This is a genomic window from Escherichia sp. 93.1518 (genome assembly GCF_013368915.2).
Taxonomy (GTDB): domain Bacteria; phylum Pseudomonadota; class Gammaproteobacteria; order Enterobacterales; family Enterobacteriaceae; genus Escherichia; species Escherichia ruysiae.
The window spans coordinates 24,638-50,312 of record NZ_JABWMT020000018.1 but is presented as its reverse complement, the minus strand read 5'-3'; the positions used below and the strand labels follow the sequence as shown (position 1 = coordinate 50,312).

Here is a 25,675-nt window from a genome sequence, read left to right as displayed (position 1 = left end):
GTAACAGGATCAGATATGCGTAATAGCCATAACATTACACTAACAAATAGTGAAAGCCTTACTGAGGATGAAGAAACCACATGGTCGCTGCCAGGTGCTGTGGTCGGTTTTGTCTCCTGGCTGTGTGCGCTGGCGATACCGATGTTGATTTATGGCTCTAACACGCTGTTCTTCTTTATCTATACCTGGCCTTTCTTTCTGGCGCTGATGCCCGTCGCGGTGGTGGTGGGTATTGCGCTGCATTCATTGATGGACGGAAAGCTACGCTACAGTATTGTTTTCACCCTGGTGACTGTCGGCATTATGTTTGGTGCTCTGTTTATGTGGTTGCTGGGCTAATTTGTTCTTTCCCGTCTACTCTGTTCATAATTCAAACCGTAACCAATAATGAGATTATGTTCTGCACGCCCTGGGTATACGTAACAATGGACAAATGTGGTACATTTGCCCGCGTTGTCGCGGTATCCCCAACAGAGGATGTAGAGTCGTCTTCGGATGCATGGGATGAAGATGCCGTTTTTCAGGGGGCAGGATGGGTAAACTAACGCTGCTGTTGCTGGCTATTCTGGTCTGGCTACAGTATTCGCTGTGGTTCGGTAAGAACGGTATACATGACTATACCCGCGTCAATAATGATGTGGCGGCACAGCAAGCTACAAACGCAAAACTTAAAGCGCGAAACGATCAGCTTTTTGCCGAAATTGACGATCTCAATGGCGGTCAGGAGGCGCTCGAAGAGCGAGCGCGTAATGAACTCAGCATGACCAGGCCGGGCGAAACTTTTTATCGTCTGGTGCCTGACGCGTCGAAACGCGCACAGTCTGCGGGGCAAAACAATCGATAAATCAGCCCAGGAATTAACATGGCAACCACTCATTTGGATGTTTGCGCCGTGGTTCCGGCGGCCGGATTTGGCCGCCGAATGCAAACGGAATGTCCTAAGCAATATCTCTCAATCGGTAATCAAACCATTCTTGAACACTCGGTACATGCGCTGCTGGCGCATCCCCGGGTGTCGCGTGTCGTCATTGCTATAAGCCCTGGCGATAGTCGTTTTGCACAACTTCCTCTGGCAAATCATCCGCAAATCACCGTTGTTGACGGTGGTGAAGAGCGTGCTAATTCCGTGCTGGCGGGTCTGAAAGCCGCAGGTGACGCGCAGTGGGTGTTGGTGCATGACGCCGCACGCCCTTGTCTGCATCAGGATGACCTTGCGCGTCTGTTAACTCTGAGCGAAACCAGCCGCACGGGGGGGATTCTCGCTGCGCCGGTGCGCGATACCATGAAACGCGCCGAACCGGGCAAACATGCGATTGCTCATACCGTTGATCGCAACGGTTTATGGCACGCGCTGACGCCGCAATTTTTCCCTCGTGAGCTGTTACATGACTGCCTGACGCGTGCTTTAAATGAAGGCGCTACCATTACCGATGAAGCCTCGGCGCTGGAATACTGCGGTTTTCATCCACAGCTGGTCGAAGGCCGTGCGGATAACATTAAAGTCACGCGCCCGGAAGATTTGGCGCTTGCCGAATTTTACCTCACCCGAACCATCCATCAGGAGAATACATAATGCGAATTGGACACGGTTTTGACGTACATGCCTTTGGCGGCGAAGGCCCAATTATCATTGGTGGTGTGCGCATCCCTTACGAAAAAGGGCTGCTGGCGCATTCTGATGGCGACGTGGCGCTCCATGCGCTTACCGATGCATTGCTTGGTGCAGCGGCGCTGGGGGATATCGGCAAACTGTTCCCGGATACCGATCCGGCATTTAAAGGAGCAGACAGCCGCGAGCTGCTGCGTGAAGCCTGGCGACGCATTCAGGCGAAGGGGTATACCCTCGGAAACGTCGATGTCACTATCATCGCTCAGGCACCGAAAATGCTGCCGCACATTCCACAAATGCGCGTGTTTATTGCTGAAGATCTCGGCTGCCATATGGATGATGTTAACGTGAAAGCCACTACTACGGAAAAACTCGGATTTACCGGCCGTGGGGAAGGGATTGCCTGTGAAGCGGTGGCGCTACTCATTAAGGCAACAAAATGATTGAGTTTGATAATCTCACTTACCTCCACGGTAAACCGCAAGGCACCGGGCTGCTGAAAGCCAACCCGGAAGATTTTGTGGTGGTGGAAGATTTAGGCTTTGAGCCTGATGGTGAAGGTGAGCATATTCTGGTGCGCATTCTTAAAAACGGCTGCAATACCCGTTTTGTGGCTGACGCGCTGGCGAAATTCCTGAAAATCCATGCGCGTGAAGTCAGCTTCGCCGGGCAGAAAGACAAACATGCAGTGACGGAACAGTGGTTATGCGCTCGCGTTCCGGGCAAAGAGATGCCCGATCTGAGCGCCTTTCAACTGGAAGGTTGCCAGGTGCTGGAGTATGCGCGCCACAAGCGTAAACTGCGTTTAGGCGCGCTGAAAGGCAACGCCTTTACCCTGGTGCTGCGAGAAGTGAGCAATCGCGATGACGTTGAACAGCGACTGATCGATATTTGCGTGAAAGGTGTACCGAACTACTTTGGCGCGCAGCGTTTCGGTATTGGCGGTAGTAACCTGCAGGGCGCGCTGCGCTGGGCGCAAACCAATACTCCGGTACGCGATCGCAATAAACGCAGTTTTTGGTTGTCGGCAGCACGTAGCGCGATGTTTAATCAGATTGTTGCTGAGCGCCTCAAAAAAGCAGAAGTTAATCAAGTTGTTGACGGCGATGCGCTACAATTAGCCGGGCGCGGCAGTTGGTTTGTTGCAACTAACGAAGAACTGGCGGAATTACAGCGTCGCGTCAACGATAAAGAGCTGATGATTACCGCAGCTTTGCCCGGTAGCGGCGAGTGGGGAACCCAACGTGAGGCGCTGGCATTCGAACAAGCGGCGATAGCCGACGAAACTGAATTGCAAGCATTACTGGTGCGCGAAAAAGTTGAAGCCGCGCGCAGAGCGATGCTGTTATATCCGCAACAATTAAGCTGGAACTGGTGGGATGACGTCACCGTAGAAATCCGTTTCTGGCTTCCGGCGGGAAGTTTTGCGACCAGCGTTGTCAGGGAACTTATCAACACAACAGGTGATTATGCGCATATTGCTGAGTAATGATGACGGGGTACATGCACCCGGTATACAAACGCTGGCGAAAGCCTTGCGTGAGTTTGCTGATGTTCAGGTGGTCGCCCCGGATCGTAACCGCAGCGGCGCTTCAAATTCCCTGACGCTGGAATCCTCCCTGCGTACGTTTACCTTTGAAAATGGTGATATCGCTGTGCAAATGGGAACCCCGACTGACTGCGTCTATCTTGGCGTGAACGCACTGATGCGTCCACGTCCGGATATTGTAGTTTCGGGCATTAACGCCGGGCCCAATCTGGGGGATGATGTTATCTATTCCGGTACGGTAGCCGCTGCGATGGAAGGCCGTCATTTAGGTTTTCCGGCGCTGGCTGTTTCGCTTGACGGTCATAAACATTATGACACTGCTGCGGCGGTAACTTGTTCCATTTTGCGCGCACTGTGTAAAGAGCCGCTGCGCACCGGGCGCATTCTCAATATTAATGTTCCAGATTTACCACTGGATCAAATCAAAGGTATTTGCGTGACGCGCTGCGGTACGCGACATCCGGCAGATCAGGTGATCCCGCAGCAAGATCCACGCGGCAATACGCTGTACTGGATTGGCCCACCGGGCGGTAAGTGCGATGCTGGTCCGGGAACCGATTTTGCTGCGGTAGATGAGGGATATGTCTCCATCACGCCGCTGCATGTGGATTTAACGGCGCATAGCGCGCAAGATGTGGTTTCAGACTGGTTAAACAGCGTGGGAGTTGGCACGCAATGGTAAGCAGACGCGTACAAGCACTTCTGGATCAGTTACGTGCGCAAGGTATTCAGGATGAGCAGGTGCTGAATGCACTCGCCGCCGTGCCGCGTGAAAAATTCATTGATGAAGCGTTTGAACAAAAGGCCTGGGACAATATCGCGTTGCCGATAGGTCAGGGGCAGACAATTTCGCAGCCGTATATGGTGGCGCGAATGACCGAATTACTTGAACTGACGCCGCAGTCGCGGGTGCTGGAAATCGGCACCGGTTCGGGATATCAAACGGCAATCCTGGCGCATCTTGTCCAGCATGTATGTTCGGTCGAACGGATTAAAAGCTTGCAGTGGCAGGCGCGTCGTCGCCTGAAAAATCTTGATTTACATAATGTTTCAACCCGTCACGGCGATGGATGGCAAGGTTGGCAAGCACGTGCGCCGTTTGACGCTATCATTGTAACGGCAGCACCGCCTGAAATTCCTACTGCGCTAATGACGCAACTGGATGAAGGCGGGATTCTCGTCTTGCCGGTCGGGGAAGAGCACCAGTATTTGAAACGGGTGCGTCGCCGTGGGGGCGAATTTATTATCGATACCGTAGAGGCCGTGCGCTTTGTCCCTTTAGTGAAGGGGGAGCTGGCTTAAAGTGCGAGAGAATACCTGGAATTTTCCTGGTTATTTTGCAGCAAGTCAGCGTATCGTGAACATCTTTTCCAGTGTTCAGTAGGGTGCCTTGCACGGTAATTATGTCACTGGTTATTAATCAATTTTTCCTGGGGGATAAATGAGCGCGGGAAGCCCAAAATTCACCGTTCGCCGTATTGCGGCTTTGTCACTGGTTTCGCTATGGCTGGCTGGCTGTTCTGACACATCGAATCCACCGGCACCAGTTAGTTCCGTTAATGGCAATGCGCCGGCAAATACCAATTCAGGTATGCTGATTACGCCGCCGCCGAAAATGGGAACGACATCTACAGCGCAGCAACCGCAAATTCAGCCGGTACAGCAGCCACAAATTCAATCTACGCAACAACCACAAATCCAGCCGGTACAGCCTGTCGCTCAGCAACCGGTGCAAATGGAAAATGGGCGTATCGTCTACAACCGTCAGTACGGGAATATTCCGAAAGGCAGTTATAGCGGTAGTACCTATACCGTGAAAAAAGGCGACACACTTTTCTATATTGCCTGGATCACTGGCAACGATTTCCGCGATCTCGCCCAACGCAATAATATTCAGGCACCATACGCGTTGAACGTCGGTCAGACCTTACAGGTTGGCAACGCCTCCGGTACGCCAATTACTGGCGGAAATGCTATTACCCAGGCGGATGCAGCAGAGCAAGGAGTTGTGATCAAGCCTGCACAAAATTCCACCGTTGCTGTTGCGTCGAAACCGACAATTACGTATTCTGAGTCTTCGGGTGAACAGAGTGCTAACAAAATGTTGCCGAACAACAAGCCAACTGCGACCACGGTCACAGCGCCTGTAACGGTGCCAACAGCAAGCACAACCGAGCCGACTGTCAGCAGTACATCGACCAGTACGCCTATCTCCACCTGGCGCTGGCCAACTGAGGGCAAAGTGATTGAAACCTTTGGCGCTTCTGAGGGGGGCAACAAGGGGATTGATATCGCAGGTAGCAAAGGACAGGCAATTACCGCGACCGCAGATGGCCGCGTTGTTTATGCCGGTAATGCGCTGCGCGGTTACGGTAATCTGATTATCATCAAACATAATGATGATTACCTGAGTGCCTACGCCCATAACGACACAATGCTGGTCCGGGAACAACAAGAAGTGAAGGCGGGGCAAAAAATAGCAACCATGGGTAGCACCGGAACCAGTTCAACACGATTGCATTTTGAAATTCGTTACAAGGGGAAATCCGTAAACCCGCTGCGTTATTTACCGCAGCGATAATTCGGCGGAACCAGGCTGTTGCTTGAGCGTTCCGTCAAGGGATCACGGGTAGGAGCCACCTTCTGAGTCAGAATACGCTGAAAGTTCATGATTTAAATGAAGATGCGGAATTTGATGAGAACGGAGTTGAGGTTTTTGACGAAAAGGCCTTAGTAGAAGAGGAACCCAGTGATAACGATTTGGCCGAAGAGGAACTGTTATCGCAGGGTGCCACACAGCGTGTGTTGGACGCGACTCAGCTTTACCTTGGTGAGATTGGTTATTCGCCACTGTTAACGGCCGAAGAAGAAGTTTATTTTGCGCGTCGCGCACTGCGTGGAGATGTTGCCTCCCGCCGCCGGATGATTGAGAGTAACTTACGTCTGGTGGTAAAAATTGCCCGCCGTTATGGCAATCGTGGTCTGGCTTTGCTGGATCTTATCGAAGAGGGCAACCTGGGGCTGATCCGCGCGGTTGAGAAGTTTGACCCGGAACGTGGTTTCCGCTTCTCAACATACGCAACATGGTGGATTCGTCAGACGATCGAACGGGCGATTATGAACCAAACCCGTACTATTCGTTTGCCGATTCACATCGTAAAGGAGCTGAACGTTTACCTGCGAACCGCACGTGAGTTGTCCCATAAGCTGGACCATGAACCAAGTGCGGAAGAGATCGCAGAGCAACTGGATAAGCCAGTTGATGACGTCAGCCGTATGCTTCGTCTTAACGAGCGCATTACCTCGGTAGACACCCCGCTGGGTGGTGATTCCGAAAAAGCGTTGCTGGACATCCTGGCCGATGAAAAAGAGAACGGTCCGGAAGATACCACGCAAGATGACGATATGAAGCAGAGCATCGTCAAATGGCTGTTCGAGCTGAACGCCAAACAGCGTGAAGTGCTGGCACGTCGATTCGGTTTGCTGGGGTACGAAGCGGCAACACTGGAAGATGTAGGTCGTGAAATTGGCCTCACTCGTGAACGTGTTCGCCAGATTCAGGTTGAAGGCCTGCGCCGTCTGCGTGAGATTTTGCAGACTCAGGGGCTGAATATCGAGGCGCTGTTCCGCGAATAAGCAAGCATCTGTCAGAAAGGCCAGTCTCAAGTGAGGCTGGCCTTTTTCTTTTGTATGATCCGTCCTGAATAGCGTTGATGGTGACGCCGACTTCTGACAGTAAACTGGTGTGCGAAACCCGATGTCTTTATGAAGAAATTCATGACCGATATTGGTAATAGCGGATCTGAACCAGAGCTGATCCTTATCCTGACGGGATTAATTATTTAATTTTATAAAAAGATAACCGTCCGCTTTTCGGCGATCCGGTATCAATATAAATCTGGTTAGCGAATGTCTGAATGTTATCAAACATCATATGTCCAAATATAAAATAATCAGCACCGTTTATTTTTTGTAACTCGCCATTAAGAGACTTCTGCACGCGATCAACAGGCCAGAGTAATTCGCTTTCCGCGATTTCTTTGCCAAAGTGATATTCATTACCCGGATAATCTGCATGTGCGATGACATATTTTATAATATCGTTACTCAATTCGATAATATGCGGGAGATGATGAAATCTCAGCAACAGATCTATTGCTTCTTTTTGCTCTGAATCATTTAAATCAAAAAAACAGTCGCCGCCGCTGGCTAACCACATATTGCCATCACCGGTTGCGAATGCATCAAGCGCCATCGCTTCGTGGTTGCCTTTCACGGAGGTAAACCAGGGCTGGTTTAACAGGCGTAGCACGTTAAGACTTTCCGACCCACGATCAATATTATCGCCTGTGGAAATAAGTAAGTCTGTTTCGTGACAAAAAGATAATTCATGCAAACGGGATTTTAATAATTGATAGTCACCATGAATATCACCAACAGCCCATATATGGCGGTAGTGATGAGCATCAATTTTTTGATAGCGTGTTGATGGCATGATTTTACCCTGTAAAATAATCTCTACTATTATACAGGGTATTTTTATTAGATTCGCCAGTTGTCATTAATATTCCCGATAGTAAAAGACTATCGGGAATTATTTTTACACCAGACTCTTCAACCGATAAATCCACTCCAGCGCCTGACGCGGAGTCAGAGAATCTGGATCAAGATTTTCCAGTGCTTCGACCGCTGGCGAGGTTTCTTCCGGCACAGAAAGTAGCGACATTTGCGTACCATCTACCTGTGTAGCGGCAGCATTCGGCGAAATGCTTTCCAGCTCACGCAGTTTCTGTCGCGCACGTTTGATCACCTCTTTCGGTACACCTGCCAGCGCAGCAACCGCCAGACCGTAACTCTTACTCGCCGCGCCGTCCTGTACGCTGTGCATAAAGGCGATAGTGTCTCCGTGCTCCAGCGCATCGAGATGCACGTTGGCGACGCCTTCCATTTTCTCCGGCAGTTGAGTCAGCTCGAAGTAATGGGTAGCAAACAGCGTCAACGCTTTAATTTTATTCGCCAGATTTTCCGCACATGCCCACGCCAGCGATAGGCCATCGTAAGTGGACGTCCCGCGCCCAATCTCATCCATCAACACCAGACTGTACTCGGTGGCGTTATGCAGAATATTAGCGGTTTCGGTCATCTCCACCATAAAGGTTGAACGTCCGGAAGCCAGATCATCCGCTGCGCCAACACGGGTGAAGATGCGATCGATCGGTCCAATCTCGACTTTTTGTGCCGGTACGTAACTGCCAATATACGCCATCAGCGCAATCAACGCGGTCTGGCGCATATAGGTACTTTTACCACCCATGTTCGGACCGGTGATGATCAACATGCGACGCTGAGGCGACAGATTTAGCGGGTTAGCGATAAACGGCTCATTCAGCACCTGTTCAACCACCGGATGGCGACCTTCGGTAATGCGAATGCCGGGTTTATCGATAAAGGTCGGGCAGGTGTAGTTCAGGGTATATGCGCGTTCCGCCAGATTTACCAGTACGTCCAGTTCTGCCAGCGCGCTCGCACTCTGTTGTAACGCTTCCAGATGCGGCAACAGCAGGTCGAACAGCTCTTCATAAAGCTGTTTTTCCAGCGTCAGTGCTTTACCTTTTGAAGTCAGTACTTTGTCTTCGTACTCTTTCAGCTCCGGAATAATGTAACGTTCGGCGTTTTTCAGCGTCTGGCGGCGCATATAGTTGATTGGCGCCAGATGGCTTTGCCCACGGCTGATTTGAATGTAGTAGCCGTGCACCGCATTAAAGCCGACTTTCAGCGTGTCCAGACCGGTACGTTCACGCTCGCGGATTTCCAGACGCTCCAGATAATCGGTCGCACCGTCAGCCAGCGCACGCCACTCATCCAGTTCTTCGTTATAGCCTGGAGCGATGACGCCACCGTCGCGTACCAGCACTGGCGGTGTCTCGATAATTGCCCGCTCCAGCAGGTCACGCAGCTCGGCAAACTCGCCCATTTTCTCACGCAGTGCCTGTACTGGTGCACTATCGATATTTTCTAACTGTGCGCGCAGTTCCGGCAGTTGCTGGAAGGCATGGCGCATACGAGCCAGATCGCGCGGGCGAGCAGTGCGTAACGCCAGGCGTGCCAGAATACGTTCCAGATCGCCGACCTGCCGTAGTACCGGCTGTAACTCGGCGGTGAAATCCTGCAATGCGCCAATAGTTTGCTGACGCTCAAGCAACACACGGGTGTCGCGCACCGGCATATGCAGCCAGCGTTTCAGCATACGGCTACCCATCGGTGTGACGGTGCAATCGAGCACGGAAGCCAATGTATTTTCCGCACCGCCCGCCAGATTCTGGGTAATTTCCAGGTTACGACGTGTCGCAGCATCCATAATGATGCTGTCCTGCTCACGTTCCATAGTGATAGAACGAATATGCGGCAGGGTCGTGCGTTGGGTATCTTTCGCATACTGTAACAGGCAACCGGCAGCACAAAGCCCGCGAGGCGCGTTCTCGACGCCAAAACCGACAAGATCGCGGGTGCCGAATTGCAGGTTCAACTGCTGGCGCGCGGTGTCGATTTCAAACTCCCACAGCGGACGACGGCGCAGGCCGCGACGACCTTCAATTAACGACATCTCGGCGAAATCTTCTGCATAAAGCAGTTCCGCCGGATTGGTGCGTTGCAGTTCTGCCGCCATCGTTTCGCGGTCAGCCGGTTCGCTCAGACGAAAACGACCGGAACTGATATCCAGCGTCGCGTAACCGAAACCTTTACTATCCTGCCAGATAGCCGCCAGCAGATTGTCCTGACGCTCCTGTAGCAGAGCTTCATCGCTGATCGTGCCCGGCGTGACGATACGGACAACTTTGCGCTCAACCGGCCCTTTGCTGGTAGCCGGATCGCCGATTTGTTCACAAATCGCAACCGACTCACCTTGATTCACTAGTTTGGCGAGATAGTTTTCCACTGCATGGTAGGGAATACCCGCCATCGGGATCGGCTCGCCCGCAGATGCGCCGCGTTTAGTCAGTGAAATATCCAGCAGCTGCGACGCTCGTTTTGCGTCGTCATAAAACAGCTCGTAAAAGTCACCCATCCGGTAGAACAGCAGGATCTCAGGATGCTGGGCTTTCAGCTTGAGATACTGCTGCATCATTGGAGTATGGGCGTCGAAATTTTCTATTACACTCATGGAGTTAGATCCGGTTCCCTGATGTTAAATGTAGTGTGATGGTTTTTATTTTCGTTGTAATCACATAAGGCGCACATGATACCGGAGTTAATCATTTCAGGGGAAGACGCGAAAGGTGAGTTCTTGATGTCGGTTCCGGTAAAAATGCTGTTTTGCAGCGTTTGCTTGTTGACTGTGAAGAAGGGGCGCAACATTGCCTGGTTGAAGAAATCTCCTCCTTCAGAGCCATAGTCCCCTTTAAATTTAAGTTGTAATATAAATGCACCTTAAGAGTATGGAGGCAGCATGTCCGGCAAGCGTATCTCTCGTGAAAAACTGACGATTAAAAGAATGATCGATCTTTATCAAGCGCAATGCCCGCAGGCGTCAGCGGAGCCGGGGCATTACGATGCGCTGTTTGCTTACGCGCAAAAGCGGCTGGATAAATGTGTGTTTGGCGAAGAGAAACCGGCCTGTAAGCAGTGCCCGGTGCACTGTTATCAGCCTGCGAAGCGTGAGGAGATGAAGCAGATTATGCGTTGGGCAGGGCCGCGAATGCTGTGGCGTCATCCGATCTTAACCGTGCGTCATCTGATTGATGATAAGCGTCCGGTGCCGGAATTGCCGGAAAAATATCGTCCGAAGAAACCACGTGAATAGCGTGCCGGATAGATCTTCCTGTCCGGCACTCCAGACAATTAAACCAACGCTGCTTTATCAATTCCCAGCCGTTTCATCCGTGACAGCAGGGTCGTGCGTTTTAGCCCCAGACGTTGCGCAGCGCCTTTCGGACCCGCGACTACGCCGTTCGTCTCTTTTAATACGCGAACAATCAGTTGATATTCATCTTCGCCTTCCTGAGCGACGACCGTTGCAGCAGGCGGCGTTTCAGGTTCTGGCAGTGAGATATCGGGTAAAGAGAGTTGTAGAACATTACCGCGAGTCAGCAGTACCGCGCGCTCAATAACATTTTCCAGTTCGCGCACGTTACCCGGCCATTCCATGTTGCTCAATATGCGCAGTGTCTCGGCAGGAATGCTGTCGATATTGCGCCCCAGTCGGCGGGCAATTTTGAAGGTAAAGGCTTTCGCCAGCAGCGGAATATCTTCCGGGCGCTCGCGTAACGGCGGCAGGTGGATCGGGAAGACGTTCAGGCGGTAATAGAGATCGCTACGGAACTCGCGGTCGGCGACCATTTTTTTCAGATCGCGATTAGTTGCGGCGATTAAACGCACGTCTGTCTGAATGATTTTGTTGCTGCCGAGGCGTTCAAACTCCTGCTCCTGCAATACGCGCAGCAACTTCGGCTGTAACTCCAGTGGCATATCACCCACTTCATCGAGGAACAGCGAGCTTTTATCCGCCAGTTCAAAACGACCGATGCGCTGGGCGCTGGCACCAGTAAAGGCTCCACGTTCATGACCAAACAGGTCGCTTTCCAGTAATCCGGCAGGCATCGCCGCGCAGTTCATTTTCACCATGCGACGATTGTTACGCCCACTCAGATTGTGAATTGCGCGGGCGATTAGCTCTTTTCCTGTGCCAGTTTCACCAAGAATGAGTACGGTACTGTCGCTTTGCGCCACCATCTCAACCTGTTTGAGCACGCTGTACATGCTTTCGCTGCGACCAATAATCTCGCCAAACTCACTATCCACATTGTTGAGTTGTTCAGTCAGGGCGAGGTTTTCATCAACCAGCCGCTCTTTCAGACGGTGGATTTCCTGGTAGGCGAGGGCATTATCGACGGCGATTGCCACTCGTTCGGCAATCTGGCGCAGCAAACTCAGGTTGGTGGTGGTAAACGTTTTCTCTTCGCACTGTGCCAGTTTCAGCACGCCCAGCATGGTATTGCCAGACATCAACGGCAGCAGGCACAGCGTCTGGATCTGGTTGCCCCAGGTATCAAACAACATGCGTTCGTAGGGGGCTAAATCATCCCGCTCGTGGAGATTAATCAGCAGCATCTCTTTGCTTTTAAATACGCGCTCGGTGAGGGTTCCGGCCTCATCAACTTCACTCTGTTCGTGAGTGGGATGCTGTTTATCGAGATAGTGAGTGGAGTAGACGTTGAGTTTGTTTTTGCGGTGACTACGTAAAACGATACTGATATCGTCGATATCGAAGTAGTAGTGGATCTCTTTCGCCACTTCGCTGACCAGTTCGTCCATATCCAGGCGGGAGAGTACCGCATTGGTGATGGCGACCAGAATGCGGAAGTTATCCCGTTCCCGACATAACAGTTCGTAGTCGACATTGTTGATGATGCGGCTCTGAATTTGCTCGGTGACAACAGAAACAATCTGCGTAAAGGTTTGCAGGCGATTGAACTCTTTTTCGCTCCACGGGCGAGCGTCATAACGAATAAATTCACAGCCGCCAAAAATATGTCCTTCCGCTGCCTGTGGCATCAGGCAATAGTGACCAAATTTAGGGTATAGCCCGCTTGTGGCCAGTTGCGGCCAGGTTTCACAAAATTCTTCGTAGCTGCAATGCAGCGTATCAGGACGCGACAAAATGCTACGCACCGGCCCATGCGCCAGAACGGTTTCGTCTTCGTATTTTATGGGGGTATCTTTGTCACGCGACGCGTAATAAGTCGCACGTTGAGTCTGCGCTTGCCACAACACAATCGCCGCGTTGTCGGCGAGCGCAGAACGCTTTACCAGTTGCGAAAGAGCCTCACACAGCGAGGCCAGATCGGGCTGCTGCAATAGTGTCCGAGTGATGTCGAACAACCCTTGTTGCCCGAGATCACTCATCGGTGTATACGACATGTTGTTCTTCCAGGAAAGCACCGCTAAGCGGTGCAAAAGGTAAATGACAAATTATAGGAGCTTTAGATTTTTATTAGCATATACGAGGCAGCGGTTCGGCGTGAGGTAGATCGAGAGTTCGTTTCACGCCATAAAGCCCTGCGAGACGAACACCTTTACGCTCCACCACTTCGCCAATTAACGCTGCATCCTGTCCTAGTGGATGGGAATGCAGCGCCGCCAACACTTGCTCAGCCGCATTACGCTCTACGGCAATCACCAGCTTACCTTCATTGGCAAAGTTGAGGGCGTCCAGCCCCAGCAGCTCACAAACGCCGCGCACAGCAGGTTTAACCGGTAGCGCAGCTTCTGAAAGCTCAATACCGCAACCGCAGGCTGCCGCGAACTCATGAACCACCGCGTTCACCCCACCGCGCGTGGCATCGCGCAGCGCCTTCACGCCGGGAATGTCTCGCAGCGTCTGAATCAGCGGCGTCAGCACCGCGCAGTCGCTGATCAGTTCGCCATCCAGCCCCAGTTGTTCGCGCAAGTTAAGGATAGTCGCACCGTGGTCGCCGAGTGTACCGCTAACCAGCAATACATCGCCTGCGGTCAGGGTTTGTGCGCCCCAGTGAATATTTGTCGGGATCGCGCCCATGCCTGCGGTGTTGATAAACAGTTTATCTGCCGCCCCACGCTGCACCACTTTTGTATCGCCAGTAACGATGGCGATGCCAGCCGCACGGGCAGTTTCAGCCATGCTGGTGACCACTGCTTTCAGCGTCTCCATCGGCAATCCTTCTTCAAGGATAAATCCACAGGAGAGATAGCGTGGAATTGCGCCGCTGACCGCTACGTCGTTCGCCGTGCCGCAAATCGCCAGCTTGCCAATATTGCCACCAGGAAAGAACAGCGGGTCAATGACGTAGCTGTCGGTGGAAAAGGCCAGACGGTCGCCTTCCGCCACCAGTTGCGCCAGATCAAGACGCGCCTGATCTTCCTGCTCAGCCAGCCACGGATTCGCAAAGGCTTCCATAAACAGGCTGTTGATTAATTGCTGCATCGCCTGGCCGCCGCTGCCGTGGGCGAGTTGGATATTATTCACGCTTCACACTCCTGCTGACGATACTGATACCACGCGGCGCACGCTCCTTCAGAGGAGACCATCAGCGCGCCGAATGCGGTTTGAGGATTACAGGTGTTACCAAACAGCGGGCATTGATGCGGCTTACATTTGCCCGTCAATACTTCGCCACAGCGCGCGCGTGGATCATCGCAAACCTGCTGCGGTGCCGGGCGGAAATGCGCTTCAGCGTCAAATCGCTGATAATCCGGCGTCAGATGCACGCCAGATGATTCGATCACCCCAAGGCCACGCCATTCGCTATCGCCGTTAACACAGAACACGTCGGCTATCGCCTGTTGCGCCAGCAGGTTACCTGCGTCAGGCACCACCCTACGGTACTGATTCTCTACTTTGCTGTGGGCCGCTATTTTCTGCTCTACCAGCATCACCACGCCTTGTAGTAGATCAAGTGGTTCGAAACCAGCGACCACCAGCGGACGATTAAAATCGCTGGCGATAAAATTATAGGCGTCGGTGCCGATAACCATACTGACGTGGCCCGGCGCGAGGAACGCATCAATGCCATTGTCCGGTTGTTCCAGCAAACTGCGCAGCGTGGGGATAAGCGTAATGTGCTGGCAGAAGAAGTAAAAGTTCTGCACATCGCGGGCTTTCGCCTGTTGCAGGGTGATGGCGGTGGTCGGCATGGTGGTTTCAAACCCTAAGCCGAAGAACACCACTTTGCGGGTTGGGTTCTCCTGCGCCAGTTTCAACGCATCCATTGGCGAGTAGACGATGCGCACATCGGCACCGCGTGCTTTTGCCTGCAACAGTGACCCCTGTTTTCCTGGTACGCGCATGGCGTCGCCAAAGGTACAGAAAATCACTTCCGGATGGCTGGCAATTTCCACGCAGGTGTCGATTCTGCCCATCGGCAGTACGCACACCGGGCAGCCCGGACCGTGGATAAACTCAACGTTTTCTGGCAGTAACTGATCGAGGCCGAATTTAAAAATGGCGTGGGTATGACCGCCGCACACTTCCATAATACGCAGAGGGCGTTCGGCGGTGTAAGAGAGGTGTGAAGCACGTTCGCGCAGATGCTCAATTAACTGCATCACCTGTTCCGGCGCGCGATATTCATCAACAAAACGCATTATTTTTCCTCGCCATACAACAGCGCACCGACATCCGGCTCAACGTCAAACATATTTTGTAAGGCGTCGAGGGTGTCGCGCGCTTCGGCTTCATTAATTACGCTCATGGCAAAGCCAACGTGAACCAGTACCCACTGACCCACGCGCGGCTGACCGTTTTCATCGCAGCTGCCGACTAACGTTAAATCGACATCGCGCTGAATGCCGCAGACGTCGACTTTCGCCTGGTTGCCGTCAATGGTGCGAATCTGGCCGGGAACGCCTATGCACATCGCTGTGTCTCCAGCCAGTTCAGCCACTGATCCATCCCTTCGCCGCTGGTGGCAGAAATGAGGATGATTTCAATTTCTGGATTGACTTCGCGGGCGCAGGCGATGCATTTCTCAACGTCGAAATTGAGATACGGCAGCAGGTCAACTTTGTTGAGTAGCATCAGCGAGGCGGCGGCAAACATATGCGGATATTTCAGCGGCTTGTCTTCGCCTTCGGTAACGGAAAGCACCGCCACTTTATGTTTCTCACCCAGATCGAAGCTGGCCGGGCACACCAGGTTGCCAACGTTTTCGATAAACAGAATACCGTTATCGTCCAGTGGCAGGCGCGGCGCGGCGTCGGCGATCATCTGTGCATCGAGATGGCAGCCTTTACCGGTGTTCACCTGAATTGCTGGCGTACCGGTAGCGCGAATACGTGCGGCATCGTTTACGGTTTGCTGATCGCCTTCAATTACCGCGCATGGAACGCTGTCTTTCAGGAGCATTAAGGTTTCAGTCAGCAGCGTGGTTTTACCGGAACCGGGGCTGGATACCAGGTTGAGCACCAGTTGATTACGGGCAGCAAAACGCGCGCGGTTACGTTCAGCCAGGCGATTATTTTTGTCCAGTACGTCAATTTCGACTTCCAGCATCCGGCGCTGGCTCATGCCCGGCGCGTGTGTGCCTGCTTCACCATGACCGTAATGCAGGTCGCCTTCTTCGGTCTGGCTGGGGGTAAATTCAGGCGCTTTAATGCCGGTGATTTTCATCTTCGGGCGTGCTGCCGGGGCAAAAGGCGCGCTACGAAACGCGGAATGAGGGTTATGTTCATCACCCTCGATATACAGGTTGCCTTCACCGCAACCGCATGTTGTACACATCGCTCACTCCTGGTCTATTTCTATCCGCCGAATCTGTAAACCGTCGTCTGCCACAATGCGCAGCATGTCGCCATGACACTGTGGGCAGCGGCGGACGCGCTGGGTCAGTAGCGTCACATACTGTTGGCATGTTTCACACCAGCATTCGGCCTCTTGTTCTTCGAGGTGCAGTTTACAACCTTCCGCCACGCTGCCACGGCAAACCAGATCAAAACAAAAGGCAAGAGAGCTGGTTTCGACACAAGAAAATGCGCCAATTTTGAGCCAGACCCCAGTTACGCGTTTTGCGCCGTGCTTTGCGGCCTGTTGTTCGATCAATTCCAGTGCCCGTTGGCAGAGGGTTATTTCGTGCATATCGCCTCCCATTAACTATTGCCAGCTATAAGCAATAATTGTGCCAGTGTTGATTATCCCTGCGGTGAATAATGTCGATGATGTCGAAATGACACGTCGACACGGCGTCGAAATTCAGTGAAATCATAAAAATCACCTAAATAACAATGAATTAAAAATTGGCACAGAAAATGCTTAAGGGCAGGCATCTCTGTTAAACGGGTAACCTGACAATGACTATTTGGGAAATAAGCGAGAAAGCCGATTACATCGCACAGCGGCATCGTCGCCTACAGGACCAGTGGCATATCTATTGCAATTCGCTGGTTCAGGGGATCACGTTATCAAAAGCGCGTTTGCATCACGCGATGAGCTGCGCGCCAGATAAAGAGCTCTGTTTCGTTCTTTTTGAACATTTTCGAATTTACGTCACCCTGGCGGATGGTTTTAACAGCCATACCATCGAGTACTACGTTGAAACGAAAGACGGCGAAGATAAGCAGCGGATTGCACTGGCTCAGTTGAGCAGTGACGGCATGATTGATGGCAAGGTCAACATCCGTAATCGCGAACAAGTGCTGGAACACTATCTCGAAAAAATCGCCGGCGTTTACGACAGCTTATACACCGCCATTGAAAACAATACCCCGGTGAATTTAAGCCAACTGGTAGAGGGACAAAGCTCGGCAGCATGAGCTGAGGCTTTGCCCGTTTTGCAGGCGTCATGCCTGTTTGGGGATGGGCGTGTCGATGAGTGTCGAAAATGACATTTCATCGGCATGTTTTCGTCAAAAATGACAATCACCTGAGGAATGCCTGGTGAATCGTTTTGTAATTGCTGACTCCACGCTCTGTATCGGCTGCCACACCTGTGAGGCCGCCTGTTCAGAGACGCATCGCCAGCACGGCCTGCAATCCATGCCGCGCCTGCGAGTGATGCTAAATGAAAAAGAATCTGCACCGCAGCTCTGTCACCACTGTGAAGATGCGCCCTGTGCGGTGGTCTGTCCGGTTAATGCCATCGAGCGCGTTGATGGTGCCGTGCAGTTGAATGAAAGTCTGTGCGTAAGCTGCAAACTGTGCGGCATCGCTTGCCCGTTTGGCGCTATTGAATTTTCCGGCAGCCGTCCGCTGGATATTCCGGCAAACGCCAATACCCCGAAAGCACCACCGGCACCGCCTGCTCCGGCGCGTGTCAGCACATTGCTTGACTGGGTGCCGGGCATTCGTGCGATCGCCGTCAAATGTGACCTTTGTAGCTTTGATGAACAGGGTCCAGCTTGCGTGCGGATGTGCCCAACTAAAGCCCTGCATCTGGTGGATAACACCGATATCGCCCGCGTCAGCAAACGTAAGCGTGAGCTGACTTTTAACACCGATTTTGGCGATCTCACCTTGTTTCAGCAGGCTCAAAGTGGAGAGGCTAAATGAGCGCAATTTCCCTGATCAATAGCGGCGTTGCGTGGTTTGTCGCCGCCGCTGTTCTGGCATTTCTCTTTTCTTTTCATAAGGCGCTAAGCGGCTGGGTCGCCGGGATTGGCGGCGCGGTTGGTAGCGTGTACACGGCAGCAGCAGGTTTCACCGTGCTGACGGGGGCGGTCGGCGTGAGCGGTACGCTGTCACTGGTGAGTTTTGATATCCAAATCTCCCCGCTTAACGCGATTTGGTTGATTACCCTCGGCCTGTGCGGCCTGTTTGTCAGCCTCTACAACATTGACTGGCATTGCCACGCGCAGGTGAAATGCAACGGCTTGCAGATCAATATGCTGATGGCTGCCGCCGTGTGCGCCGTTATCGCCAGCAATCTGGGCATGTTAGTGGTAATGGCAGAAATCATGGCTCTGTGCGCGGTGTTTCTCACTAGCAACAGCAAAGAGGGCAAACTGTGGTTTGTGCTGGGGCGCCTCGGTACTTTGCTGCTGGCGATAGCCTGCTGGCTGGTCTGGCAGCGTTACGGCACGCTGGATCTGCGCCTGCTGGATATGCGCGTACAACAACTGCCGCTCGGTTCCGATATCTGGCTGCTCGGTGTGATTGGCTTTGGCCTGCTGGCCGGGATTATCCCGCTGCACGGCTGGGTGCCGCAGGCTCATGCTAACGCTTCAGCGCCTGCTGCGGCGCTGTTTTCCACAGTAGTGATGAAAATTGGCCTGCTGGGCATTTTAACCCTGTCGCTGCTGGGCGGTAATGCGCCGCTGTGGTGGGGAATTGCGCTGCTGGTGCTCGGCATGATCACCGCGTTCGTCGGTGGTCTGTATGCGCTGATGGAACACAACATCCAGCGTCTGCTGGCTTACCACACCCTGGAAAATATCGGCATCATCCTGCTGGGGCTGGGCGCTGGCGTAACGGGTATCGCGCTCGAACAACCGGCGCTGATTGCTCTTGGCCTGGTCGGTGGTCTGTACCATCTGCTTAACCATAGCCTGTTCAAAAGCGTACTGTTCCTCGGTGCGGGTAGCGTCTGGTTCCGTACTGGTCATCGCGATATCGAAAAACTCGGCGGCATTGGCAAGAAAATGCCGGTTATCTCCATCGCCATGTTAGTCGGGCTGATGGCAATGGCTGCGCTGCCGCCGCTGAACGGGTTTGCCGGGGAATGGGTTATTTATCAATCCTTCTTCAAACTGAGCAATAGCGGCACCTTCGTTGCCCGTCTGCTGGGACCGCTGCTCGCCGTGGGGCTGGCCATTACCGGTGCGCTGGCGGTGATGTGTATGGCGAAAGTCTATGGCGTTACGTTCCTTGGCGCGCCGCGTACCAAAGAAGCCGAAAACGCCACCTGTGCGCCGCTCCTGATGAGCGTAAGCGTAGTGGCACTGGCGATTTGCTGCGTAATTGGCGGTGTTGCTGCGCCGTGGCTGCTGCCGATGCTGTCTGCTGCGGTGCCTCTGCCGCTGGAGCCTGCTAACACCACCGTTTCTCAACCAATGATCACCCTGCTGCTGATTGCCTGCCCGCTGCTGCCATTCATCATTATGGCGATTTGCAAAGGCGACCGTCTGCCGTCACGTTCCCGTGGCGCAGCCTGGGTGTGCGGCTACGACCACGAAAAATCAATGGTGATTACCGCTCACGGTTTTGCCATGCCGGTTAAACAGGCGTTTGCGCCGGTGCTGAAACTGCGCAAAGTGCTGAATCCGGTGTCGCTGGTGCCGGGCTGGCAGTGCGAGGGGAGTGCGTTGCTGTTCCGCCGGATGGCGCTGGTTGAACTGGCGGTACTGGTGGTGATTATTGTTTCACGAGGAGCCTGAGAATGAGTGTTTTATATCCGTTAATTCAGGCGCTGGTGTTATTTGCCGTTGCGCCGCTGCTCTCCGGTATTACCCGCGTGGCGCGCGCCCGTCTGCATAACCGTCGCGGGCCGGGCGTGTTGCAGGAGTATCGCGACATTATCAAACTGCTGGGTCGCCAGAGCGTTGGCCCGGATGCCTCCGGCTGGGTGTTCCGCCTGACGCCGTATGTGATGGTGGGCGTAATGTTGACTATCGCTACTGCGCTGCCGGTGGTGACCGTCGGTTCTCCGCTGCCGCAGCTGGGTGATTTGATCACCTTACTGTATCTCTTCGCCATCGCGCGTTTCTTCTTTGCCATTTCCGGTCTGGATACCGGTAGCCCGTTTACCGCTATCGGCGCGAGCCGTGAAGCGATGCTCGGTGTGCTGGTCGAGCCGATGTTGTTGCTCGGCCTGTGGGTCGCGGCACAGGTTGCCGGTTCCACCAACATCAGCAACATCACCGACACCGTTTACCACTGGCCTCTGAGCCAGAGCATCCCGCTGGTACTGGCGCTCTGTGCCTGTGCGTTCGCTACCTTTATCGAAATGGGCAAACTGCCGTTCGACCTGGCGGAAGCCGAGCAGGAGTTGCAGGAAGGTCCGCTCTCTGAATACAGCGGTAGCGGCTTTGGCGTCATGAAATGGGGTATCAGTCTGAAACAGCTGGTGGTGTTGCAGATGTTCGTCGGGGTGTTTATTCCGTGGGGGCAAATGGAAACCTTCACCGCTGGTGGGCTGCTGCTGGCGCTGGTGATTGCCATCGTCAAGCTGGTGGTCGGCGTACTGGTTATCGCGCTGTTCGAAAACAGCATGGCCCGTCTGCGTCTTGATATTACTCCGCGCATTACCTGGGCTGGGTTTGGCTTTGCATTTTTAGCGTTCGTCTCCTTGCTGGCGGCGTGATTAAAGAGAGTATGAGCATGTCTGAAGAAAAATTAGGTCAACATTATCTCGCCGCGCTGAATGAGGCATTTCCGGGCGTCGTGCTGGACCACGCCTGGCAGACCAAAGATCAGCTGACCGTGACCGTAAAGGTGAACTATCTGCCGGAAGTGGTGGAGTTTCTCTACTACAAGCAGGGTGGCTGGCTGTCGGTGCTGTTTGGTAACGACGAACGCAAACTGAATGGTCATTACGCCGTTTATTACGTGCTGTCGATGGAGAAGGGGACTAAGTGCTGGATCACGGTTCGCGTCGAAGTTGACGCCAACAAACCGGAATATCCGTCCGTGACGCCGCGCGTTCCGGCGGCGGTGTGGGGCGAGCGTGAAGTGCGCGATATGTACGGTTTGATTCCGGTTGGTCTGCCGGATGAACGTCGTCTGGTGCTGCCGGATGACTGGCCGGATGAACTTTATCCGCTGCGTAAAGACAGCATGGATTATCGTCAGCGTCCGGCACCGACCACCGATGCTGAAACCTACGAGTTCATCAACGAACTGGGCGACAAGAAAAACAACGTTGTGCCGATTGGTCCGCTGCATGTCACTTCCGACGAACCGGGGCACTTCCGTCTGTTCGTCGATGGCGAAAACATTATCGACGCCGACTACCGCCTGTTCTATGTCCATCGCGGCATGGAAAAACTGGCGGAAACCCGTATGGGTTACAACGAAGTGACCTTCCTCTCTGACCGTGTGTGCGGCATCTGCGGCTTTGCCCACAGCACCGCCTACACCACGTCGGTGGAAAACGCGATGGGTATTCAGGTGCCAGAACGTGCGCAGATGATCCGCGCCATTCTGCTGGAGGTGGAACGCCTGCATTCGCATCTGCTCAACCTCGGCCTCGCCTGTCACTTTACCGGCTTTGACTCCGGCTTTATGCAGTTCTTCCGCGTGCGCGAATCCTCCATGAAAATGGCGGAGATCCTCACCGGCGCGCGTAAAACTTACGGTCTGAACTTGATCGGCGGGATTCGTCGCGATCTGCTGAAAGATGACATGATCCAGACCCGTCAACTGGCGCAGCAAATGCGTCGTGAAGTACAGGAGCTGGTGGATGTGCTGCTGAGTACACCGAACATGGAACAGCGCACCGTCGGCATTGGTCGCCTCGACACGGAAATCGCCCGCGATTTCAGTAACGTTGGCCCGATGGTTCGCGCCAGCGGCCACGCTCGTGATACCCGTGCCGATCACCCGTTTGTTGGTTATGGCCTGCTGCCGATGGAAGTTCACAGCGAGCAGGGCTGCGACGTTATTTCCCGCCTGAAAGTGCGTATCAACGAAGTCTTTACCTCGCTCAATATGATTGACTACGGCCTGGACAACCTGCCAGGCGGTCCGCTGGCGGTGGAAGGATTCACCTACATTCCACACCGTTTTGCGCTGGGCTTTGCTGAAGCGCCGCGTGGCGATGATATCCACTGGAGCATGACCGGCGACAACCAGAAGCTGTACCGCTGGCGCTGCCGTGCCGCGACCTACGCGAACTGGCCGACCCTGCGCTACATGCTGCGCGGCAACACCGTTTCTGATGCGCCGCTGATTATCGGTAGCCTCGACCCTTGCTACTCCTGTACCGACCGCATGACCGTGGTCGATGTGCGTAAGAAGAAGAGCAAAGTGGTGCCGTACAAAGAACTCGAGCGTTACAGCATTGAGCGTAAAAACTCGCCGCTGAAATAAGGAATCGCCATGTTTACCTTTATCAAAAAAGTCATCAAAACCGGCACGGCGACCTCGTCTTATCCGCTGGAGCCGATTGCGGTTGATAAAAACTTCCGTGGTAAGCCAGAACAGAACCCGCAGCAGTGCATCGGCTGCGCGGCCTGCGTCAATGCCTGCCCGTCAAACGCCTTAACGGTTGAAACCGACCTCGCCACAGGAGAGCTGGCCTGGGAGTTTAATCTCGGGCGCTGCATCTTCTGTGGACGTTGCGAAGAAGTTTGCCCGACGGCGGCGATCAAACTGTCGCAAGAGTACGAACTGGCGGTGTGGAAGAAAGAAGACTTCCTGCAACAGTCTCGCTTCGCGCTGTGCAACTGCCGCGTCTGCAATCGTCCTTTCGCCGTCCAGAAAGAGATCGACTACGCCATTGCGCTGCTTAAGCACAATGGTGACAGCCGCGCGGAAAACCACCGCGAAAGCTTTGAGACTTGCCCGGAATGTAAGCGCCAGAAATGCCTGGTGCCGTCCGACCGTATTGAACTGACTCGCCATATGAAAGAGGCCATCTGATGAGCAATTTATTAGGCCCCCGTGACGCCAACGGCATTCCGGTCCCGATGACGGTGGATGAATCCATCGCCAGCATGAAGGCGTCGTTACTGAAAAAAATCAAACGTTCTGCCTACGTTTACCGCGTGGACTGCGGCGGCTGCAACGGCTGCGAAATCGAAATTTTCGCCACGCTTTCGCCGCTGTTCGATGCAGAACGCTTCGGTATTAAAGTCGTTCCGTCCCCGCGTCATGCGGATATTTTACTGTTTACCGGCGCGGTCACCCGTGCAATGCGATCCCCTGCGCTGCGTGCGTGGCAGTCCGCGCCGGACCCTAAAATCTGTATCTCCTACGGTGCCTGCGGTAACAGCGGCGGCATTTTCCACGATCTCTACTGCGTGTGGGGCGGTACGGATAAAATCGTCCCGGTGGACGTTTACATCCCAGGTTGCCCGCCAACGCCTGCCGCCACGCTGTACGGCTTTGCAATGGCGCTCGGCCTGCTGGAGCAGAAAATCCACGCCCGTGAGCCAGGCGAACTGGATGAGCAACCGGCAGAGATTCTGCATCCGGATATGGTTCAGCCGCTGCGTGTGAAAGTGGATCGCGAAGCGCGCCGCCTGGCGGGTTACCGTTACGGTCGCCAGATTGCCGATGATTTCCTGACGCAATTAGGGCAGGGTGAAGAGCAGGTTGCACGCTGGCTGGAAGCGGAAAACGATCCGCGTCTGAACGAGATTGTCAGCCATCTGAATCATGTTGTTGAAGAGGCGCGTATCCGATGAGTGAAAAGGTGGTGTTCAGTCAACTGAGCCGTAAATTTATTGATGAGAACGATGCCACGCCCGCCGAGGCGCAGCAGGTGGTCTATTACAGCCTGGCGATTGGTCACCACCTTGGGGTTATCGATTGCCTGGAAGCGGCGCTCACCTGCCCGTGGGATGACTATCTGGCATGGATTGCCACTCTGGAGGCGGGCAGCGAAGCCCGTCGCAAAATGGAGGGCGTGCCGAAATATGGTGAGATCGTCATCGACATTAACCATGTGCCGATGCTGGCCAACGCATTCGATAAAGCCCGGGCTGTGCAAACTTCGCAGCAGAAGGAATGGAGTACAATGCTGTTAAGTATGCTGCATGATATTCATCAGGAAAACGCCATCTATTTGATGGTGAGGAGACTGCGTGACTGACGTTTTACTCTGTGTTGGCAATAGCATGATGGGCGATGATGGCGCAGGCCCGCTGCTGGCGGAAAAGTGCGCCGCCGCGCCGAAAGGTAATTGGGTGGTGATTGACGGCGGTAGCGCACCGGAAAACGACATCGTCGCTATCCGTGAACTGCGCCCAACACGACTGCTGATTGTCGACGCCACTGATATGGGGCTAAACCCCGGCGAAATCCGCATCATCGACCCGGATGATATCGCCGAGATGTTTATGATGACTACCCATAACATGCCGCTGAACTACCTTATCGACCAGTTGAAAGAAGACATTGGCGAAGTGATTTTCCTCGGTATCCAGCCGGACATCGTTGGCTTTTACTACCCGATGACCCAGCCGATTAAAGATGCTGTGGAAACCGTTTATCAACGGCTGGAAGGTTGGGAAGGGAACGGCGGATTCGCGCAGTTAGCGGTGGAAGAAGAGTAGTTCTTCATTAAGGAATTCAGGGAATTGAAAACCAGGACAGGGATGTGCGCTTTTTTATTGAGCGTAGTGCTTCCTGCGCAGGCCACCAGCTTTACCGAGTATCTGCCGATGAGTGACAGCGAATACGCACAAAAGCGGGCGCTGAAACCTCTCCTGACCATGCCTTATTATACCGAGCAAAACTGGCATTTTAGAAAAGTGGGCGTTGCTGGCGTAACGCTTGAGAAGATGCCAAATGAAGAGGATGACTGGCAATTAACCGCAAAAGACCGCGCCGGTAAATCCTGGACAGTGCCTGTGGGTATGCTGGCAAACATAGCGGGCAAAGGGCAACTCTATCGCGCCGATCTTGATCGTAACGGCATTCAGGATCTGGTTATCTGGTTACCCAGTGCCGGTAATGGTCTGGCTCCTTATGCACATTTAATCCTGTTGACGTTCACACGCGACGGTCGTCCCTGTGTCTTTGAACCCTGGGGATTCTACACCGTAAGCAAAACTGGCGTTGACGATTTGCTGGATTTGCAAGGCAATGGTCACACGCAGCTGCTGGATATGCAGTTTGATTCCGGTTACTGGCTAACCAGTTTGTATCAGGTAAAAGAGGCCAAATGGCAGCGTGTTCATGGCTGGTTTGGCAAGTTAAGCTATCCTGCACTCACGCGTTTTACTTATACTCCCAACCGTAAACTCGTTCTCAAACCCATCGCTGGACGCGACCCGCAAACGGAAGATTTGGCGCTGACGCAGCGTTGTTGATAACGGGGGATGTGCTTGATGGGGTGAATCAGAACTGATGGCAAACGCTAAATTGCCCGATGCGCTGCGCTTAT

The 25,675-nt window shown here is 53.5% G+C and carries 27 protein-coding genes and 1 pseudogene; 20 read left to right on the top strand and 8 right to left on the bottom strand.

Features of this window, described 5'->3' with window-relative positions; genetic code table 11:
• The first annotated feature begins 15 nt into the window (after positions 1-15).
• The 9 genes from HEN21_RS14475 to rpoS all read left to right on the top strand — a co-directional run bounded on the left by HEN21_RS14475 (position 16) and on the right by rpoS (position 6,794).
• Positions 16-339 carry a DUF3561 family protein gene (locus HEN21_RS14475; RefSeq protein WP_001246115.1) on the top strand — a complete coding sequence of 108 codons (324 nt, stop codon included), beginning with the start codon at positions 16-18 and terminating at the stop codon, positions 337-339.
• Positions 340-532: 193 nt separating this feature from the next.
• Positions 533-844 carry a cell division protein FtsB gene (gene ftsB / locus HEN21_RS14470; protein ID WP_000517479.1) on the top strand — a complete coding sequence of 104 codons (312 nt, stop codon included), beginning with the start codon at positions 533-535 and terminating at the stop codon, positions 842-844.
• A gap of 18 nt (positions 845-862) precedes the next feature.
• Positions 863-1,573, top strand: coding sequence for a 2-C-methyl-D-erythritol 4-phosphate cytidylyltransferase (gene ispD, locus HEN21_RS14465; RefSeq protein WP_000246150.1), 711 nt, complete (start codon positions 863-865; stop codon positions 1,571-1,573).
• On the top strand, positions 1,573-2,052 hold the full coding sequence (ispF, locus tag HEN21_RS14460) for a 2-C-methyl-D-erythritol 2,4-cyclodiphosphate synthase (RefSeq protein WP_001219242.1): 480 nt from the start codon (positions 1,573-1,575) through the stop codon (positions 2,050-2,052). The genes ispD and ispF overlap by 1 nt, the downstream gene beginning before the upstream one ends.
• Complete coding sequence (truD, locus tag HEN21_RS14455) at positions 2,049-3,098, top strand: tRNA pseudouridine(13) synthase TruD (RefSeq protein ID WP_176252434.1); 1,050 nt, start codon at positions 2,049-2,051, stop codon at positions 3,096-3,098. Before ispF ends, truD begins: the two co-directional genes overlap by 4 nt.
• Positions 3,079-3,840, top strand: a complete 762-nt coding sequence (gene surE, locus HEN21_RS14450; protein WP_176252433.1) for a 5'/3'-nucleotidase SurE — start codon at positions 3,079-3,081, stop codon at positions 3,838-3,840. Before truD ends, surE begins: the two co-directional genes overlap by 20 nt.
• A complete protein-coding gene (gene pcm / locus HEN21_RS14445) occupies positions 3,834-4,460 on the top strand; it encodes a protein-L-isoaspartate O-methyltransferase (protein ID WP_000254704.1) in 627 nt (208 codons plus the stop codon). The genes surE and pcm overlap by 7 nt, the downstream gene beginning before the upstream one ends.
• A gap of 139 nt (positions 4,461-4,599) precedes the next feature.
• Positions 4,600-5,739, top strand: a complete 1,140-nt coding sequence (nlpD, locus tag HEN21_RS14440) for a murein hydrolase activator NlpD (RefSeq protein WP_001272603.1) — start codon at positions 4,600-4,602, stop codon at positions 5,737-5,739.
• A gap of 62 nt (positions 5,740-5,801) precedes the next feature.
• A complete protein-coding gene (gene rpoS / locus HEN21_RS14435; RefSeq protein WP_000081550.1) occupies positions 5,802-6,794 on the top strand; it encodes an RNA polymerase sigma factor RpoS in 993 nt (330 codons plus the stop codon).
• A 202-nt stretch (positions 6,795-6,996) separates the two neighbouring features.
• Here the strand turns inward: rpoS and pphB are convergent, their stop codons facing one another.
• Both pphB and mutS read right to left on the bottom strand, forming a co-directional pair.
• Complete coding sequence (pphB, locus tag HEN21_RS14430; RefSeq protein WP_176252432.1) at positions 6,997-7,653, bottom strand: protein-serine/threonine phosphatase; 657 nt, start codon at positions 7,651-7,653, stop codon at positions 6,997-6,999.
• Between the two features lie 105 nt (positions 7,654-7,758).
• Positions 7,759-10,320 (bottom strand): DNA mismatch repair protein MutS, encoded by a 2,562-nt coding sequence (mutS, locus tag HEN21_RS14425; RefSeq protein ID WP_000110912.1) that lies wholly within the window; start codon positions 10,318-10,320, stop codon positions 7,759-7,761.
• 285 nt (positions 10,321-10,605) lie between these two features.
• Between mutS and HEN21_RS14420 the strand changes: the two genes are divergently transcribed.
• A complete protein-coding gene (locus HEN21_RS14420) occupies positions 10,606-10,959 on the top strand; it encodes a nitrous oxide-stimulated promoter family protein (protein WP_000015504.1) in 354 nt (117 codons plus the stop codon).
• A gap of 38 nt (positions 10,960-10,997) precedes the next feature.
• On the opposite strand, the gene flhA is transcribed toward HEN21_RS14420, so the two are convergent.
• The 6 genes from flhA to hypA form a co-directional block, all read right to left on the bottom strand.
• Positions 10,998-13,076 (bottom strand): formate hydrogenlyase transcriptional activator FlhA, encoded by a 2,079-nt coding sequence (gene flhA, locus HEN21_RS14415; protein WP_176252431.1) that lies wholly within the window; start codon positions 13,074-13,076, stop codon positions 10,998-11,000.
• Between the two features lie 73 nt (positions 13,077-13,149).
• Positions 13,150-14,160, bottom strand: coding sequence for a hydrogenase maturation carbamoyl dehydratase HypE (gene hypE, locus HEN21_RS14410; RefSeq protein WP_001059920.1), 1,011 nt, complete (start codon positions 14,158-14,160; stop codon positions 13,150-13,152).
• Positions 14,157-15,278: a hydrogenase formation protein HypD gene (gene hypD, locus HEN21_RS14405; protein WP_176252430.1), complete on the bottom strand. Its 1,122-nt coding sequence runs from the start codon at positions 15,276-15,278 to the stop codon at positions 14,157-14,159. The genes hypE and hypD overlap by 4 nt, the downstream gene beginning before the upstream one ends.
• Entirely contained in the window at positions 15,278-15,550 is a 273-nt protein-coding gene (gene hypC, locus HEN21_RS14400) for a hydrogenase 3 maturation protein HypC (protein ID WP_000334881.1), read from the bottom strand. The genes hypD and hypC overlap by 1 nt, the downstream gene beginning before the upstream one ends.
• Positions 15,541-16,413, bottom strand: coding sequence for a hydrogenase nickel incorporation protein HypB (gene hypB / locus HEN21_RS14395; protein ID WP_176252429.1), 873 nt, complete (start codon positions 16,411-16,413; stop codon positions 15,541-15,543). The genes hypC and hypB overlap by 10 nt, the downstream gene beginning before the upstream one ends.
• A 3-nt stretch (positions 16,414-16,416) precedes the next feature.
• Complete coding sequence (gene hypA, locus HEN21_RS14390; protein ID WP_001516945.1) at positions 16,417-16,767, bottom strand: hydrogenase maturation nickel metallochaperone HypA; 351 nt, start codon at positions 16,765-16,767, stop codon at positions 16,417-16,419.
• A 212-nt stretch (positions 16,768-16,979) separates the two neighbouring features.
• Here hypA and hycA point away from each other — a divergent pair, with 212 nt between their 5' ends.
• From hycA to HEN21_RS14340, 10 genes and pseudogenes are all read left to right on the top strand, one after another.
• Positions 16,980-17,441, top strand: a complete 462-nt coding sequence (hycA, locus tag HEN21_RS14385; RefSeq protein ID WP_000158052.1) for a formate hydrogenlyase regulator HycA — start codon at positions 16,980-16,982, stop codon at positions 17,439-17,441.
• A 124-nt stretch (positions 17,442-17,565) separates the two neighbouring features.
• Positions 17,566-18,177 carry a formate hydrogenlyase subunit HycB gene (hycB, locus tag HEN21_RS14380; RefSeq protein WP_001079176.1) on the top strand — a complete coding sequence of 204 codons (612 nt, stop codon included), beginning with the start codon at positions 17,566-17,568 and terminating at the stop codon, positions 18,175-18,177.
• Positions 18,174-20,000 carry a formate hydrogenlyase subunit 3 gene (gene hycC / locus HEN21_RS14375; RefSeq protein WP_176252428.1) on the top strand — a complete coding sequence of 609 codons (1,827 nt, stop codon included), beginning with the start codon at positions 18,174-18,176 and terminating at the stop codon, positions 19,998-20,000. The genes hycB and hycC overlap by 4 nt, the downstream gene beginning before the upstream one ends.
• 2 nt (positions 20,001-20,002) lie before the next feature.
• Positions 20,003-20,926 (top strand): formate hydrogenlyase subunit HycD, encoded by a 924-nt coding sequence (hycD, locus tag HEN21_RS14370; protein ID WP_000115224.1) that lies wholly within the window; start codon positions 20,003-20,005, stop codon positions 20,924-20,926.
• Positions 20,927-20,943: 17 nt separating this feature from the next.
• A complete protein-coding gene (gene hycE, locus HEN21_RS14365; protein ID WP_176252427.1) occupies positions 20,944-22,653 on the top strand; it encodes a formate hydrogenlyase subunit HycE in 1,710 nt (569 codons plus the stop codon).
• A gap of 9 nt (positions 22,654-22,662) precedes the next feature.
• The gene (gene hycF / locus HEN21_RS14360; RefSeq protein ID WP_000493785.1) at positions 22,663-23,205 is read left to right on the top strand and encodes a formate hydrogenlyase subunit HycF; all 543 of its coding nucleotides are present in this window, start codon (positions 22,663-22,665) and stop codon (positions 23,203-23,205) included.
• Positions 23,205-23,972, top strand: a complete 768-nt coding sequence (gene hycG / locus HEN21_RS14355; RefSeq protein WP_000067387.1) for a formate hydrogenlyase subunit HycG — start codon at positions 23,205-23,207, stop codon at positions 23,970-23,972. The genes hycF and hycG overlap by 1 nt, the downstream gene beginning before the upstream one ends.
• Positions 23,969-24,379: a formate hydrogenlyase assembly protein HycH gene (gene hycH, locus HEN21_RS14350; RefSeq protein WP_021551280.1), complete on the top strand. Its 411-nt coding sequence runs from the start codon at positions 23,969-23,971 to the stop codon at positions 24,377-24,379. Before hycG ends, hycH begins: the two co-directional genes overlap by 4 nt.
• The gene (gene hycI, locus HEN21_RS14345) at positions 24,372-24,842 is read left to right on the top strand and encodes a hydrogenase maturation peptidase HycI (protein WP_000132961.1); all 471 of its coding nucleotides are present in this window, start codon (positions 24,372-24,374) and stop codon (positions 24,840-24,842) included. Before hycH ends, hycI begins: the two co-directional genes overlap by 8 nt.
• A 42-nt stretch (positions 24,843-24,884) precedes the next feature.
• Positions 24,885-25,639 (top strand): annotated as a pseudogene (locus tag HEN21_RS14340) (hypothetical protein).
• Positions 25,640-25,675 lie beyond the last annotated feature (36 nt).

Coding starts and splice junctions, on each gene's coding strand:
- HEN21_RS14475 (WP_001246115.1), top strand. CDS start 16: ATGCGTAATAGCCATAACATTACACTAACAAATAGTGAAAGCCTTACT.
- ftsB (WP_000517479.1), top strand. CDS start 533: ATGGGTAAACTAACGCTGCTGTTGCTGGCTATTCTGGTCTGGCTACAG.
- ispD (WP_000246150.1), top strand. CDS start 863: ATGGCAACCACTCATTTGGATGTTTGCGCCGTGGTTCCGGCGGCCGGA.
- ispF (WP_001219242.1), top strand. CDS start 1,573: ATGCGAATTGGACACGGTTTTGACGTACATGCCTTTGGCGGCGAAGGC.
- truD (WP_176252434.1), top strand. CDS start 2,049: ATGATTGAGTTTGATAATCTCACTTACCTCCACGGTAAACCGCAAGGC.
- surE (WP_176252433.1), top strand. CDS start 3,079: ATGCGCATATTGCTGAGTAATGATGACGGGGTACATGCACCCGGTATA.
- pcm (WP_000254704.1), top strand. CDS start 3,834: ATGGTAAGCAGACGCGTACAAGCACTTCTGGATCAGTTACGTGCGCAA.
- nlpD (WP_001272603.1), top strand. CDS start 4,600: ATGAGCGCGGGAAGCCCAAAATTCACCGTTCGCCGTATTGCGGCTTTG.
- pphB (WP_176252432.1), bottom strand. CDS start 7,653: ATGCCATCAACACGCTATCAAAAAATTGATGCTCATCACTACCGCCAT.
- mutS (WP_000110912.1), bottom strand. CDS start 10,320: ATGAGTGTAATAGAAAATTTCGACGCCCATACTCCAATGATGCAGCAG.
- HEN21_RS14420 (WP_000015504.1), top strand. CDS start 10,606: ATGTCCGGCAAGCGTATCTCTCGTGAAAAACTGACGATTAAAAGAATG.
- flhA (WP_176252431.1), bottom strand. CDS start 13,076: ATGTCGTATACACCGATGAGTGATCTCGGGCAACAAGGGTTGTTCGAC.
- hypD (WP_176252430.1), bottom strand. CDS start 15,278: ATGCGTTTTGTTGATGAATATCGCGCGCCGGAACAGGTGATGCAGTTA.
- hypC (WP_000334881.1), bottom strand. CDS start 15,550: ATGTGCATAGGCGTTCCCGGCCAGATTCGCACCATTGACGGCAACCAG.
- hypB (WP_176252429.1), bottom strand. CDS start 16,413: ATGTGTACAACATGCGGTTGCGGTGAAGGCAACCTGTATATCGAGGGT.
- hypA (WP_001516945.1), bottom strand. CDS start 16,767: ATGCACGAAATAACCCTCTGCCAACGGGCACTGGAATTGATCGAACAA.
- hycA (WP_000158052.1), top strand. CDS start 16,980: ATGACTATTTGGGAAATAAGCGAGAAAGCCGATTACATCGCACAGCGG.
- hycC (WP_176252428.1), top strand. CDS start 18,174: ATGAGCGCAATTTCCCTGATCAATAGCGGCGTTGCGTGGTTTGTCGCC.
- hycD (WP_000115224.1), top strand. CDS start 20,003: ATGAGTGTTTTATATCCGTTAATTCAGGCGCTGGTGTTATTTGCCGTT.
- hycE (WP_176252427.1), top strand. CDS start 20,944: ATGTCTGAAGAAAAATTAGGTCAACATTATCTCGCCGCGCTGAATGAG.
- hycF (WP_000493785.1), top strand. CDS start 22,663: ATGTTTACCTTTATCAAAAAAGTCATCAAAACCGGCACGGCGACCTCG.
- hycG (WP_000067387.1), top strand. CDS start 23,205: ATGAGCAATTTATTAGGCCCCCGTGACGCCAACGGCATTCCGGTCCCG.
- hycH (WP_021551280.1), top strand. CDS start 23,969: ATGAGTGAAAAGGTGGTGTTCAGTCAACTGAGCCGTAAATTTATTGAT.